This is a genomic window from Pinisolibacter sp. DMC100 (assembly GCF_056313705.1).
The window spans coordinates 1,271,928-1,286,355 of record NZ_JBQUZT010000001.1; the positions used below are offsets into that span (position 1 = coordinate 1,271,928).

Below are 14,428 nucleotides of genomic sequence, written 5' to 3' on the forward strand. Positions count from 1 at the left end.
TCTATCTCGGCTTCGCGCCGAACGACATTGACCTCCATCAACGACGCGGCCACCCTGTCGGTGGGAGATGGGGCAGGGACGGAGCCCGTGAAGGACCGACCGCGATGGCGCCGACCGATACCGATCTCGAGACCTGGGAGAAGGTCGCCGCCTTCCTCGCCGATCCCGCGACTCACGGGCGCGACGACGCGGTGGTGCGCATCGACACCCATGCCGCGGTGGTCTTTCTCGCCGGCCCGCTCGCCTACAAGATCAAGCGCCCGGCACGCTTCCCCTTCCTCGACTTCTCGACGCTGGCGCTGAGGCAGCGCGCCTGCCGCCGCGAGATCGACGTCGACCGGCCGATCGCCCCGACGATCTATCGCCGCGTCGTGCCGATCACGCGGCAGGCCGACGGATCGCTCGCCATCGGCGGGGCCGGCGAGCCGGTCGAATGGGCGGTCGAGATGAACCGCTTCGACGAGACCGCGACGCTCGACCGCGTCGTCGGCCGCGAACCGCTCTCGCGCGACTTCGTCGAGGCGCTCGCCGCCGAGATCGCCGAGGCCCAGGCCCGCGCGACCTTGCGCGACGCAGAGGCATGGCTCGACGACGTGCGCGGCTATCTCGCGCAGAACCGCGCCGCCTTCGCCGATCGCCCGGACCTCTTCCCGCCGGCGGCGGCCGAGCGCCTCGCCCGGCTCGCGGAGGAACGGCTCGCCGACGTCGCCGATCTGGTGATCGAACGCGGTCGCCTCGGCCGCATCCGCATCGGCCACGGCGACCTGCACTGCGCCAACATCGCGGTGATCGACGGCCGCGCCCAGCTCTTCGACGCGATCGAGTTCGACGACGCCATCGCCACCGGCGACATGCTCTACGACGTCGCCTTCCTGATCATGGATCTCGAGGTGCGCGGCGATCGCCCCGCCGCCCGCCGCCTGCTCGACCGCTGGCTGGTCGAGGTGGTGCGCCACGAGAGCATGCGACCGCGCTTCGCCGACCTCGAGGAGATCTTCCTGCCGGAGGTCCGGGCGCTCTCCGCCCTGCCGTCCTGGCTGTCGATGCGTGCGTCGCTGCGCGCCAAGATCGCCGCCGCCACGTCGACCCATCTGCAAGGCGCCGCGCGGGCGGAGGCCGAGGCCTCGGCCCGTCGCTTCTTCGCCGCCGCCTGTGACTACGTCGAGCCGGCGCGGCCCTGTCTGGTGGCGCTCGGCGGGCTCTCCGGGGCGGGCAAGTCGACGCTCGCCCGGGCGCTCGCCCCCGACTTCGCGCCCTCGCCCGGCGCGCTGCTGCTGCGCACCGACGAGATCCGCAAGATCCTCGCCGGCGTCGACGAGACCGAGCGGCTGGGGCCGGAGTTCTACACCCGCGCCGCCTCCGATCGCGTCTATCGTCTGCTGGTCGCCGCCGCCGCCGCCGCGCTCGCCGCCGGCCGCTCGGTCGTCACCGACGCCGTGGCGCTGCATCCGGAGGAGCGTTCGCGCTTCGCCGCCATCGCCGAGGCGGCCGAGGCCGATTTCGTCGGCCTCTGGCTCGACGTCGATCCGGCGATCGCCGCGACCCGCGTCGGCGCCCGCGTCGGCGACGCCTCGGACGCCGATGCCGCGGTGGTCGCCTTCCAGACGACACTCGATCCCGGCGCCATCGACTGGTACCGCGTCCCCGCCGGCGGCACCCCCGAGGAGACGCAGGCCGCCGCACGGGAAGCCCTCGCTCGCGCACGAGCGGCGCGCGATCACTGACCCGGCAGTGCCGCCGGGTCGTCGACCTTGTCGATCGGCAGGGTGACGAGCGCCACCGATTCGTCGTCGGGCGAGGACTGGACCTTGAAGCCGAGCGCCTCGCACATCGAGATCATGGTGCGGTTCTCGCGCAGGATCTCGCCCTTCACCGCCGACAGGCCGTCGGCCTTGGCCCATTCGATCATCAGCTTCATCAGCTTCCAGCCGAGCCCCTGACCCTTGAGGTTGGAGCGCAGCAGGATGGCGTATTCGCCGGTGATGTGGTCGGGGTCGGCATGGAGCCGGACGGCGCCCAGCAGCTTGCCCGACTGCTTCTCGATCGCCGCGAAGGCGATGGCGCGGTCGTAGTCGAGCTGTGTCAGCTTGGCGAGGAACGCGTGGGAGAAGTCCTTGATCGGTGCGAAGAACCTGAGGCGCAGATCCTCCGGCGTCACCTCGGTGAAGAACTCCGGATAGAGCGCCTCGTCCTCCGGCCGGATCGGTCGCATCAGCACGGCACGGCCGTCCTTCAGCTGCGTCTCGCGCTCCCATTCCTTCGGATAGGGGCGGATGGCGAGACGGGGATGGCCGATCTTGCCGGTGCGCTCGACGATCGGCTGGATCCGGACCCGCGCGTCGAGGACGATGACGCCCTCGTGGTCGGCGACGAGGGGATTGAGGTCGAGTTCGCGGATCTCCGGCAGATGGATCGCCAGCCGCGACAGCTTGCACAGCGTCAGCGCCACCTCGTGGCCGTCGACCGGCGGCCGGTTGCGATAGCCCGCCATCAGCCTGGAGACGCGGGTCTCGGCGATCAGCGCCGTGGCGAGGTTCATGTCGAGCGGCACGAGGTCGAGCGCGCGGTCGCCCACCACCTCGACCGAGGTGCCGCCCTGACCGAACACCACCACCGGTCCGAAGACGAAGTCGTCGGCGATGCCGGCGAGGAGCTCGATGCCGAAGCGCTTCTCGACCATCGGCATGACGATGACGCCGTCGACATGCTTGTCGGGGAAGCGGGCGCGGATGCGCTCGATCATCTCCACCGCGGCGGCCTCGACCTGGGCCTCCGAGCGCAGGCCGAGCTTGACGCCGTCGACGTCCGACTTGAAGGCGATCTCGCGTGACGCGATCTTCAGGACGACGCGCTTGCCTTCGGCGAGATGCGGCCGTGCCGCCGCCACCGCCGCCGCCGCGTCCGGGGCGAGCACCGTCGGCAGAACCGGGATGTCGTAGGCGGCGAGCAGATCGCGCACCTGCACCGGCGACAGCCACTCGCGGCCCTCCGCCAGCGCCGCCTCGACGACCGCGCGGCCCACGTCGCGGCGCGGCTGGTAGCTCTCCGGCAGGCGCTCGGGGATCGCCATCAGCCGTTCCTGCGCCTGGATGTAGCGCACCAGATGGCCGAAGGAGCGCACCGCCTCCTCCGGCGTCGGGTGCAAGGGCACGCCGGCGGCATGGAGGATGGCGTCGGCCTCCTCGGTGAGGTCGAGGAACGAGGTGGTGATCGGCCGTTTGCGGCCGATCTTCTTGGCCTGCGCCTGGGCGATCCCGGCGATGCGCTTGGCGACCTCGGTGGCGTCGACGAAGACCGACGGCGCATGCAGCACCATGACGGATTCGACCGCCGGGTCGACGACGACCGCCTCGATCGCCTTGCCGAAGGTCTCGGCATCGGCGTCGTCGGGCAGCGTCAGCGGGTTGCCCGCCTCGCGGCCGAGCCGGACGAGCGGCGACAGCGCCTCGACGGTCTCGGGCGAGAAGGCGGCGAGCTCGCCGCCGTTCTTGGCGAGATGGTCGATGGCGATGGTGGCGAGGCTGCGGCCGTTGGCGATCACCGCCACCTTGCGGCAGGGCACCGGCTTGACCCGGGTGATGGTCTCGGCGGCGTCGAACAGCTCGTCGATACTGTCGACGCGCACCAGCCCGGCGCGGCGGAAGGCGGCGTCGTAGACCCAGTCGGTGGTGGCGAGCCGGGTCGAATGGGTGTTGCCGACCATCCGGTTGTCGCGGCTGGTGCCCGAGCGGATGACGATCACTGGCTTGGTGCGGGCGCAGGCACGCGCCGCCGACAGGAACTTCGAGGGCGACCAGATCGCCTCGAGCTGCACCAGAACGGCGCGGGTGCGATAGTCGGCGCAGAAGTGGTCGAGCAGGTCGCCGATGTCGACGTCGACCTTCTGGCCGAGCGAGACGACCGAGGAGAAGCCGATACCGTTGGCCTCGGCCCAGGCGAGCGTCGAGTTGATCACCGCGCCCGAGCGCGACACCAGCGCCAGCTCGCCCTTCTTCACCGCACGCGCGGCGAGCGACAGGTCGAGCCCGGCATGCGGGCTGACGACGCCGAGGCTGCCCGGCCCGACCAGACGGATGCCATGGGCGCGCGCCGCCGCCAGCACCTGGCGGGTGACGCCGAAGGGCCATTCGTCGTAGCCGCGCGACAGGAACAGCGCCGCCTTCATGCCGCGCGCCCCCAGCGCCTCGACCACGTTCAGCGCGCTGTCGGCCCCCGACAGCACGACCGCGAGGTCGGCCGCACCCTGGAAGTCGGCGAAGGAGGCGACGACGTCGCCCTTCCAGTCGGCCGGTGGCGTGATGCCGGCCAGCGTCGTCCGGCCCTTGAAGCCGGCGCGCAGGAAGTTGCGGAAGAACACGTCGAGCGCCCCCGCCCCGATGTGCTCCGGTCCGATGATCACGATCGATCGGGGTTGGAAGATGCCGTCGAGATTGCGAATGGCCATGAAATTCCTCGGGATGCGCGGCAGCGGGACGCGGCCATTCCTCGGAATGGGCACGCGTCGGGTTGCGGGTTCGCCTCGACCCGAGCGTCTCCTCCCTCGAGTCCGCCGCGGCGGGCGGTCTTGCGCCGTCTCGCCGCGTCTCGTCGACCGTCGCCCCACCGTCTCCTTCGACGGGGCGTGGTCGTTCAGTGCGCCATCAGGACCGGCAGGGTCATGGAGGCGAGAATGCCGCGGGTGGCGCCGCCGAGCAGGAACTCCCTGACCCGGCTGTGCCCGTATCCGCCCATCACCAGCACGTCGAACGACCGGTCGGCGGCGTGATCGAGCAGCGCGTCGGCGACGGCGACGTCGCCCGCCTCGATCTGCTCGACGTCGATCTTCAGATCGTGGCGCGCCAGCCATTCGGCGAGATCGGCGCCGGGCTGTCCCGGCTGCGATCCGGCCCGGTCGATCATCACGACCGAGATCTTCTTGGCGAGCTTCAGGATCGGCAGCGCGGCATGGACCGCGCGCGCCGCGGTGCGTCCGCCGTCCCAGCCGATCATCACCCGGTCGAACGACAGCGGCGCCTTGACGATGTAGGGCACCAGCAGCATCGGCGCGGCGCCTTCGAAGAGCGCCGTCTCGATCATCGCCTCGCGCATCGGCTCGGGATGGTCGGGATCGTCCTGGCCGATCACCACCAGATCGGTGGTGCGGGCTGCGGCGGCGAAGCCTTCCGGCACCCCGCCCATCAGGATCTCGGAGATCCGCGTCTCGTGGCCGACGCCGAGCCGCTTCGCCTCCGCCGAGAAGGCGGCGGCGGCCTCGTCGGCGACGGCGATCGCCTGACGGCGGGCCTGTTCGATCACTTCGACCGGCAGCGGCGCCACGACGAAGCCGGGCACGATCGGATCGACCGCCAGCGCCACGCCGGTGGCGTGGGCGCCGAGCCTCGCGGCGAGTTCCAATGCCGCCGCTGGGGCGGGGCCGAGCGGGCGCGGCGTCGCGCCCGAGGGCGCGGCCGAGCCGTTGTCGACGAGAACCAGCATGTCCCTGATCGTCATGGCGGCCTCCTTCGTTGTTCGCCTGCCGCGATTCGGGGCCCCGACCGCGGCGTCGGACCGGCGGTTCACGCCGGGGATGTTCGACCTTCGCATGGCACGTTCGGTCGGGCTTTGATCGAGCGCAAGATCGTTCGATCAGAACGTTCCCGGATACTTGCCGCCGTCCAGAAGAATGTTCTGTCCGACGAGGAATCCGGCCTGCACCGAGCACAGGAAGGCGGCGACCTCGCCGAATTCGGCCGGGTCGCCGATCCGCCCCGCCGGGATGGCCGCGCGCGCCCTGGTCCGTGCCTCGTCCTCGGAGACGCCGGTGCGCGCGGCCTCCGCTCGCATCGTCGCGGCGAGCCGATCGGTGTCGAACTGGCCGGGCAGCAGATTGTTGATCACGACGCCCTTCGCCGCCATCTGCCGGGCGAGCCCGGCCATGAAGCCGGTCAGCCCCGAACGTGCGCCGTTGGAGAGCCCGAGCACCGGGATCGGCGCCTTGACCGCCCCGGAGGTGACGTTGACGATCCGCCCGAAGCCGCGCGCCGCCATGCCGTCGACGAGCGCCTTCGTCAGCATGATCGGCGCCACCATGTTGGCCTCGACCGCGGCGTGCCAGGTCTCCTCGTCCCAGTCGTGGAAGTCGCCGGGCGGCGGGCCGCCGGCATTGTTGATCAGGATGTCGGCATCGGGCCGTGCCGCGACGATCGCCGCGCGGCCTTCCTTGGTGGTGACGTCGGCGGCGAGCGTCGCGACGCGCGCGCCGGTCTCGCGGCGGATGTCCTCGGCGGTCGCTTCCAGGGCCTCGCGGCCGCGGGCGACGATCACGAGATCGACCCCGGCGCGGCCGAGCGACAGCGCGGTGGCACGTCCCAGCCCCTTGGAGGCGGCGCAGACGATGGCCTTGCGGCCGGCGATCCCGAGATCCATGGCGTCGTCCCTCCGGTGGTTCAGAACAGCGATCCCTGATCGCCCGACGATGCCGGCCGCCGCTTGGCGCGCGGCGCCGGTGCGGCCGGTGCGGGGGCGGCAGAGGGCGCCTCGACCGCCGCGGGCGGTGCCCCCTCGCCGACGGTGACGCCGACCCGTCCGTCGACGAATTCGATCGAGAGCGATGCCCCGGCCGTCGCCCCCGCCGCGCGCGGCATCGGTCGGCCGGCCGCGTCGCGCACCACGGCGAAGCCGCGCGCCAGAACCCCGTGATAGGAGAGCGCCGAGAGCAGCTTCGACAGTCCGTCGAGCCGATCGCGCCGCCGCGTCGCGGCGATGGCGGTCGCGTGGTCGAGCCGTTCGCCGGCCCGCGCCAGCCGATCGCGTTCGCGTGTCAGCCTCGTGGTCACCAGGTTCGGCGACAGCCGCCCGGCGGCCCGCGCCAGTCGCGTCGCATGGACGCGGGTGGCGGCGTCGAGCGCCCGGCCGAGCTTGCCGCTCGCGATGTCGAGCCGCTGGCGCGCCGTCTCCAGCGTCGCCCGCGCCGAGGGCAATGCGCGCGCCGCCGAGCGCAGTTCGGCGCGACGCTGTTCGAGCGAGCGGCGGATGGCATGACCGAGCCGCATCCCCAGCGCCTCGGTCTGGTCGAGCAGTTCCGCTCGGACCGGCACCACCATCTCGGCCGCACCCGTCGGCGTCGGCGCGCGCAGGTCGGCGACGAGGTCGATCAGCGTCCAGTCGGTCTCGTGGCCGATCGCCGAGACGAGCGGGATCGTGCAGGCCGCGACGGCGCGCACCACGATCTCCTCGTTGAAGCTCCACAGATCCTCGAGACTGCCGCCGCCGCGCGCCACGATGACGACGTCGGGTCGCGGCACCGCGCCCGATCCGTCGGCGGGCAGCGCGTCGAAGCCGGCGATCGCCTCGGCCACCTCGCGCGCCGAGGTCTCGCCCTGGACACGCACCGGCCAGACCACGACGTGGACGGGGAAACGGTCGGAGATGCGGTGGAGAATGTCGCGGATGACGGCGCCGGTCGGCGAGGTGACGACGCCGACCACCTTCGGCAGACGCGGCAGCGGCTGTTTGCGCGCGGCGTCGAACAGGCCTTCGGCGGCGAACTGCTTGCGCCGCTCCTCGAGCAGCGCCATCAGCGCGCCGACGCCGGCGGGCTCGAGCTGTTCGATGACGATCTGGTACTTGGACGAGCCGGGGAAGGTGGTGAGCCGCCCGGTGGCGACCACTTCCAGCCCTTCCTGCGGCTTGAACTTCAGCTTCTGGAACGAGCCGCGCCAGACGACCGCGTCGATCTTGGCGTTGGCGTCCTTGAGCGAGAAATAGGCGTGACCGGAGGAATGCACCCCGCGCCAGCCCGACACCTCGCCGCGCAGCCGCACCCAGCCGAACCCGTCCTCGATCGCCCGCTTGACCGCCTGCGACAGTTCCGAGACGGAGAATTCGACGACGTTGGCGACCGGCTCGGACAAGGCGATTCCTCTCTGGGATGTCGAGCGGCGAGGGTGGCCGGGCGGGTCGCGGCCGTCAAGGCAGGGGTCGACCCCGTCCCGCGGCGTCGCCCGCCCTGACGCCGTCCCCCGTGGCGTGGTATGACGGTTCGACCGACCTCTCGCGATTCCGAAGCCCATGGCCCGTTACGATTTTCGCCTCCAGCGCCTCTTCGTCCGCGCCCATCTGCGCGAGGGCGCCGACATCGATCTCGATCGCGAGCAGGCGAACTATCTCCTCAACGTGCTGCGCATGGAGGAGGGCGCCCGCCTTCTCGTCTTCGACGGCGAGAACGGTGAATGGCTCGCCCATGTGGCGCCGGCCGGTCGGCGCGCCTGCCATCTGTCGATCGTCGAGCAGACCCGGCCGCAGACGCCGCGGCCCGATCTCGACTGGCTCTTCGCGCCGCTGAAACACGCCCGGCTCGACTACATGGTGCAGAAGGCGGTGGAGATGGGCGTCGGCCGCCTGCGCCCCGTCGTCACCCGCCACACCCAGGTCGGCCGCGTCAACGTCGAACGCATGCAGTCGAACGTCGTCGAGGCGGCGGAACAGTGCGGCGTGATCTCGCTGCCGAGCGTCGAGGAACCCGTCGCGCTCGAACACCTGCTCGACACCTGGCACGTCCACGAGGCCGGCCGCCGCATCCTCTTCTGCGACGAGCACGAAGAGACGACCAACCCGATGGCGATCCTGTCGGGCCTCGAGCGCGGCCCGCTGGCGGTGCTGATCGGGCCGGAGGGCGGGTTCTCCAAGGAAGAGCGCGCGGTGCTGCGCTCCAAGCCCTTCGTCACGCCGATCCCCCTCGGGCCCCGCATCCTGCGCGCCGACACCGCCGCGGTCGCGGCGCTGACGATCGTCCAGGCGGTGCTCGGCGATTGGTGATGTTATTGAGGTTGGCTGCCTTCAATTTCTTTGGCGAGTTTTTTGACTTGGCCTTTCTCGAACTCTAGCTTCGGTCCGTTGGGACCAAATTCTGCTCTGGCCGACAGTCCAAGAAGAGTCGCCAAAATGCTCGCTGATGTGTTTTCTTGTTGATCTTGGTTTGGTGAAAGAAAAAGACCATTGCAGACGCCATTTATCCACGCATCTGGAAGTGGCCGATCATCTTTGCTCTTAAACTCCATTGCAGTTTCAATGATCCAGCTGGATCTGTTAATGTCCAGCCCATATCTCTGAAGCGCTGCGCTTGATCTGGCGCCTTCCAGATAGGTTTGACGCAACCAGCTGAGCGCATAGGCAGCAAACCCTAAACAAGCAAATGAAAACAAGACTCCTCGAACCAGGAGGATGACGTGTGCACCAAAAAATAGAGAAGATGTGATCTCTTTTGACTTTGATAGTTCAATATTAAGTGCAACAAAGCTCTCTGAGGCAAAAAGGCCGCAACCAACGCTGATTGCCAAGCTAATAATTAGAACGAGATATCCAATAAAGCTAATATTTGGCGGCGTTACTGTTCTGCGAGATAGAACGTTGACATCTTGTGTTATTTTTTCACGCAAGTCGCGTCGGGCGTGCATGTAGTTTCTATCGTCGATGGATTTCTTTAGTTCATCAAGTCGATTGGCCTCTGCGATAAGCTTTTGATTTATGATTGATTGCTCTTCGGCAATGAGGTCGCGCTCGGCTGCGAGCTCGATTTTCATCTTGGCGCGAACTTCATCCATCTCGGCCTCGAATTGCTGCCGTGCACGGATGTTCTCTCTGATTATTTTAGTATTCAGTGACCCGAGTTCGCGAATTTGGGTCGCAAGTAAGTCGGCAAGATCTTTTGGCGCGTTTAGTATCTCCTTTGAGACAGAGGATTTTCGTTGTTCAATGATTGAATCAATAGTCAGTAATTCCGCGGTAGATAAAGTGCGACGCCCGTGCTGTGGTGTTGTATCGATAATGATTTCATCATATACTGGCGAAGATTGCCCTATATAGTCAATGTTTCCATTTTTATCTATATGATTAATGCCGCGTAGAATTAATATCTCGAGGGAGATGGATTGGTAATAAATTGTAGCATTTGTAATTATTTGACTGTCTCGAAACTCACTGTTTGCAAAACTCGCTTTGTCTATTGATAATTGTCCTGATTTGTACGATATTGTCGCGTTGGATTCCGGAGTAGTTGATTTGGCGATTTCATCAAAAAGCAATACAATTTCTGCATCGGACAGCTTCAATAGAGTTTTCACGATACGGTTTGACATGGATGCCTCTGAGCGACTCAATCTCTGGTGAGGCTCAATCGTACTACATCTCCGTCGCGCGCAGGATCGCCGCCGCGTCGCCGCCGTTCGCCGCGAAGTCGGCGAGGAGCCGCTCGGCGAAGGTCTTGCCCGAGGCGACGATCTCGTCGAGCACCTCGAGATGGACGGTCTCGTCGCGCCCGCTCGCCGGATCGATCCGGCGGCGGCGCTTCAATCCCTCGCGGGCGATCGCCAGGACCTCGCGCGCCACCTCGCGCAGCGTCGTCTTGCGGAACGGCGTCGCCAGCGCCAGCCGCGGCGCGGTCTCGCGCAGCGCCTGACGCTCCTCGGCCGTCCAGTCGGCAATGAGCCGGGAGGCCGCCTCGAGCGCCTCGGCGTCGTAGAGGAGGCCCGCCCACAGGGCCGGCATCGCCGGGACGTGGGAGCGCGGGCCGCAGTCCGAGCCGCGCATCTCGATGTAGCGCTTCAGCCGCACTTCCGGGAACAGCGTGCCGACGTGGTTGGTCCAGTCGCCCATCTCCGGCACCACGCCGGGGATGCGGTCCGCGAGCGCCCCGGCCATGAACCGGCGGAAGGTCGTGCCCGTGACGTCGTGATAGGTCGCGCCGCGCTTGACGAAATACATCGGCACGTCGAGCGCCCATTCGACGTAGTCGGCATAGCCGAAGCCGGGCTCGAAGGCCTGCGGCAGCATGCCGGTGCGGTCGCCGTCGGTGTCGAGCCAGATCGCCGAGCGGGTCGACAGGAACCCGGTCGGCCTGCCGTCGAGCAGCGGCGAGGCGGCGAAGAGCGCGGTGGCGATCGGCTGCAGCGCCAGGCCCACCCGCATCTTGGCGGCCATGTCGGCCTCCGAGCCGTAGTCGACGTTCACCTGCACCGTCGAGGTGCGGAACATCATGTCGAGGCCGCGCGTGCCGACCTTCGGCATGTAGTTCATCATGATGCGATAGCGCGACTTGGGCATCACCGGCGTCTCGGCCATCGACCAGCCGGGCGAGGTACCGAGCCCGGAGAAGCCGAGGCCGAGCGGGTCGGCGACCGCCTTCACGTCGGCGAGGTGGCGGTCGAGTTCGGCCGCGGTCGCATGGGCGTCGTCGACCGGTGCGCCGGAGAGTTCGAACTGGCCGCCCGGCTCGAGGCTGATCGCCCCGCCGCCGACGTCGTCGGCCAGGCCGATGATCGCCTCGCCGTCGTGGATCGGCTCCCAGCCGGTGCGCGCTTCGAGCCCCTCGAGCACCGCGCGGATGCCCGCCTCGCCCTCGTAAGCGACGGGGGAACCGTCGGCGCGGCGGAAGGGGAACTTCTCGTGTTCGGTGCCCATCTTCCAGCGATCCGCCGGCTTCTCGCCGGCCGCGATCCAGGCGACGAGGTCGTCGCGGCTCTCGATGGGGCGTTCGTCGATCGTATCGCGGGCCATGGGCGGTTCCGGTTGGTCGGGCGGCGCACATTATAGGCCCGTCGATGACCGGACAAATGCGAAATACCGAAAGGATGGCTCAGCGTTTCTGACCGATCGTCGGTGGTGACGATGGTTTGACGGCTTCCTCGGCACGCGCGAAGATCGATTCGATGCCGGGGGACGAACGCCGATGAAGGATACGTTGGAAGCCCTTCGCCAGTTCTGGGACCCCGCGGCGCTGGGTGAGCGCCTCGCGACGGCCGGTCTCGGTACGACGGACGCGCGCGCCGCGCTCGAGGCGCTGGGGCCGGCGGTCTCGGCGGCGATGCGACGTCGCGCCGCCGATCCGCGCGGTCTCGCCGAGATGATGGGTCTGGTGAAGGCCAAGCCCGACTTCGCCGCCAGCCTGCCCGGCGGCGAGGCGCTGGGACGGCTCTTCGGCTCGCAGGCGGTCACCGCCGCGGTGATCGACGCGGTCGCGGCCGGTTCCGGGGTCGACAGACGGGTGCTGGAACAGGCCCTGCCGCTCGCCGCGGAGGGCGCGATGGCGGCGCTCGCCGAGACGCTCCGGGCCAATCCGCTGACCGAGGGGCTCGCCGATCTCGCCGAGCCCAAGCCGCGGGCCGCGCCCACTCTCGACGAGATCCTGACCGACAGCTTCGGCCCGGCGACCTCGCGTCTGGTCGGCAAGACCCTGCGCGAGACGCCCAATCCGATCGGACCGGGCAACGTCTTCGGCGAGATCCTCGGCGAGTTCATGCGCGGCTTCAACAACGGCGGCCCGCCGCACGACGAACCGGTCGCCGCGCACGACGCGGTGCCGCCGCCATCGCGGGCCGTCGGTCATCTGTTCGAGGCGTCGCGCGCCGCCGGCGACGAACAGGCGCGCGCCCTCGAGGCGGTCTTCGATCGTTTCTGGAAGGATGCCGCCGAGATCGCCGCGGCCCACGCCGGCGAGGCTGCGGCCGCCGCCGGAGGGGTTCCGGCGGCGGCCGAGCCGCCTCAGGCGACGGAGCCCTGAGGCGCCGACCGCGATGCGGTCGGCTTCGGCATCGGCGGGGGGAGGACCGATGCCGGGTTCATCGCCGCCAGCGCCTCGCGCTGCATCGCCCGCCGGCCGGCACGCCGTTCGACGGAGAGGATGCGGAGCCGCGACGATGGATCGTCGTGGCCGGACCCGGCCAGCACCGCCAGCACGTCGCCGCGCCTGAGGCCGATGTCGGCGAGCATGCGGTCGTCGAGGTCGAGCAGCGTCACCACGGCGCGGCGGTTTCGCCGCTTCGTCCATGCGCGCGCCCAGGACTTCGCCACGGCGACGACGGCGCGGTGAAGCGCGCCGGCGAGAGGGGCGAGGGCGAAGCGATCGACGACGGGGGACATGGCGCTCTCCTGCGGTTTAGGTCCCGAAAGGCCGATCTCGCGACGAAAATCCGCCGAATCGGGTGATTCGGCGGTGCGTTCGAGGGTGAGACCGGAATGTCCCCAAGGTGCCTCGGGTCGATTGATCGATCAAACGAATGTTGGTAATCGTGAGCATCAACGAAATCGATGGATCGATCCGATGCCCGCGACCCTGGACCTCGATCAGCTGAAGACCTTCGTGGCGATCGCCGAGAGCGGGTCCTTCACCCGTGCCGCCGACCGCGTCGCCAAGACCCAGTCGGCGGTGTCGATGCAGATGCGTCGACTGGAGGAGCGGGTCGGCAAGCCGATCTTCTCGCGCGACGGCCGCCAGTCGCGCCTGTCGGAGCACGGCGAGCGGCTGCTCGCCTATGCCCGGCGGATGTTGCGGCTCAACGACGAGACGCTGGCCGCCTTCGAAGAGGCCGAGCTCTCCGGCCGCGTCCGCCTCGGCACGCCCGACGACTACGCCGATCGCTTCCTGCCGGAGATCCTGGCCCGCTTCGCCGCCTCCAACCCGCGGGCCGAGGTGACGGTGGTCTGTGCCCCCACCCCGACGCTGGTCGAGGCCATGTCGGCGGGCGATCTCGACGTCGCCATCATCACCCATGTGCGTGAGAAGGGGCCGGCCGAGATCATTCGACGCGAGCCGCTGCTGTGGGTCGGCTCGCAGCGCCATGCCGCCCACGAGATCGACCCGTTGCCGGTGGCGCTGGGGCGGCCGAACTGCAACTGGCGCCGCGCCGCGCTCGACGGGCTGGAACTCGTCGGCCGTCGCCATCGCCTGCTCTACGTGTCGTGGAACTCGACCGCGGTCGGCGCCGCCGTGTTGGCGGGGCTGGCGGTGTCGGTGCTGCCGGAATCGGCGCTGCGCCCCGGCATGCGGGTACTCGGCGAACGCGAGGGTCTGCCGCGTCTGCCCGACGTCGAGATCGGCCTGCTGCGTGCCCGCGGCGCGAGCCTGCCGGTGGTCGATGCGCTCACCGGCCACATCGTCTCGTCGCTCGACAACCTGTCTGCATCGGGGCGGGCGCTGCTCGGTTGAACGAGCGGCGGATCAGCGGAAGGCGGCGCCGAGCGCCTGGACGCGGTCGAAGGAGGTGATTTCGGCGGAACCGCGGGACGACTGCTGATTGGCGGCCTCGTCGTTGGCGAGGGGCAGGGTCTTCTTGTCGATCGTGCCCTTCATCTTGGTGCCGTTCTTCCCGACCTCCATCACCATCAGCCGGCCGTTCTTGAGGTCGCGGTAGAGCATGGTGGTGTCGGCGTCACGCCGCGGCTCGCCGACCTCGGCGCCGCCGAAGAACCGGAAGCCACGGGCCGTTCCGCCGCCCCAGACGGCGACGGCGCCCGCGACGAACACCACGGCGAGGGCCGCCGCGATCAGCAGGTAGTTCGGCGCCTTGGCATGGTGGCCGTGGCCATGGGCCGCATCGGCCTTGCCGGCGTGCATCGGGGGCTTCGACGCCGGTCGCTGCGGCACGGGTCGTCCGCCGACGTGGGCGGCAGGCGC

Annotated in this window: 13 protein-coding genes; 5 read left to right on the plus strand and 8 right to left on the minus strand. The window is 69.0% G+C overall.

Annotated features, from left to right (window positions below):
• Positions 1-104 precede the first annotated feature (104 nt).
• On the plus strand, positions 105-1,724 hold the full coding sequence (locus ACT541_RS05835; protein WP_476135016.1) for a bifunctional aminoglycoside phosphotransferase/ATP-binding protein: 1,620 nt from the start codon (positions 105-107) through the stop codon (positions 1,722-1,724).
• Here the strand turns inward: ACT541_RS05835 and ACT541_RS05840 are convergent.
• Positions 1,718-4,444 (minus strand): bifunctional acetate--CoA ligase family protein/GNAT family N-acetyltransferase, encoded by a 2,727-nt coding sequence (locus ACT541_RS05840; RefSeq protein WP_476135018.1) that lies wholly within the window; start codon positions 4,442-4,444, stop codon positions 1,718-1,720. The genes ACT541_RS05835 and ACT541_RS05840 overlap by 7 nt on opposite strands.
• Before the next feature lie 185 nt (positions 4,445-4,629).
• A complete protein-coding gene (locus ACT541_RS05845; protein ID WP_476135020.1) occupies positions 4,630-5,490 on the minus strand; it encodes a universal stress protein in 861 nt (286 codons plus the stop codon).
• Here ACT541_RS05845 and ACT541_RS05850 point away from each other — a divergent pair.
• A complete protein-coding gene (locus ACT541_RS05850; RefSeq protein WP_476135021.1) occupies positions 5,474-5,605 on the plus strand; it encodes a hypothetical protein in 132 nt (43 codons plus the stop codon). The genes ACT541_RS05845 and ACT541_RS05850 overlap by 17 nt on opposite strands.
• 20 nt (positions 5,606-5,625) lie before the next feature.
• On the opposite strand, the gene ACT541_RS05855 is transcribed toward ACT541_RS05850, so the two are convergent.
• Together ACT541_RS05855 and xseA are read right to left on the minus strand one after the other, a co-directional pair.
• Positions 5,626-6,405, minus strand: coding sequence for an SDR family NAD(P)-dependent oxidoreductase (locus ACT541_RS05855; protein ID WP_476135022.1), 780 nt, complete (start codon positions 6,403-6,405; stop codon positions 5,626-5,628).
• A gap of 20 nt (positions 6,406-6,425) precedes the next feature.
• Positions 6,426-7,898, minus strand: coding sequence for an exodeoxyribonuclease VII large subunit (gene xseA / locus ACT541_RS05860; RefSeq protein ID WP_476136045.1), 1,473 nt, complete (start codon positions 7,896-7,898; stop codon positions 6,426-6,428).
• A gap of 151 nt (positions 7,899-8,049) precedes the next feature.
• On the opposite strand from xseA, the gene ACT541_RS05865 reads away from it, so the two are divergent.
• Positions 8,050-8,796, plus strand: a complete 747-nt coding sequence (locus tag ACT541_RS05865; RefSeq protein WP_476135023.1) for a 16S rRNA (uracil(1498)-N(3))-methyltransferase — start codon at positions 8,050-8,052, stop codon at positions 8,794-8,796.
• Positions 8,797-8,798: 2 nt separating this feature from the next.
• Here ACT541_RS05865 and ACT541_RS05870 read toward each other — a convergent pair whose 3' ends face one another.
• Positions 8,799-10,115, minus strand: coding sequence for a hypothetical protein (locus ACT541_RS05870; RefSeq protein ID WP_476135024.1), 1,317 nt, complete (start codon positions 10,113-10,115; stop codon positions 8,799-8,801).
• A 43-nt stretch (positions 10,116-10,158) separates the two neighbouring features.
• Entirely contained in the window at positions 10,159-11,532 is a 1,374-nt protein-coding gene (locus tag ACT541_RS05875) for a glutamate--cysteine ligase (RefSeq protein WP_476135025.1), read from the minus strand.
• 172 nt (positions 11,533-11,704) lie between these two features.
• Here ACT541_RS05875 and ACT541_RS05880 point away from each other — a divergent pair, with 172 nt between their 5' ends.
• Positions 11,705-12,535 (plus strand): DUF937 domain-containing protein, encoded by an 831-nt coding sequence (locus ACT541_RS05880; protein WP_476135026.1) that lies wholly within the window; start codon positions 11,705-11,707, stop codon positions 12,533-12,535.
• Here the strand turns inward: ACT541_RS05880 and ACT541_RS05885 are convergent.
• Positions 12,517-12,894 (minus strand): DUF1127 domain-containing protein, encoded by a 378-nt coding sequence (locus ACT541_RS05885; RefSeq protein ID WP_476135027.1) that lies wholly within the window; start codon positions 12,892-12,894, stop codon positions 12,517-12,519. The two genes, ACT541_RS05880 and ACT541_RS05885, sit on opposite strands and share 19 nt — an antisense overlap.
• A gap of 181 nt (positions 12,895-13,075) precedes the next feature.
• Between ACT541_RS05885 and ACT541_RS05890 the strand changes: the two genes are divergently transcribed.
• A complete protein-coding gene (locus ACT541_RS05890; RefSeq protein ID WP_476135028.1) occupies positions 13,076-13,960 on the plus strand; it encodes a LysR substrate-binding domain-containing protein in 885 nt (294 codons plus the stop codon).
• Positions 13,961-13,972: 12 nt separating this feature from the next.
• Here the strand turns inward: ACT541_RS05890 and ACT541_RS05895 are convergent, their stop codons facing one another.
• Entirely contained in the window at positions 13,973-14,368 is a 396-nt protein-coding gene (locus ACT541_RS05895) for a hypothetical protein (RefSeq protein WP_476135029.1), read from the minus strand.
• Positions 14,369-14,428: the final 60 nt, after the last annotated feature.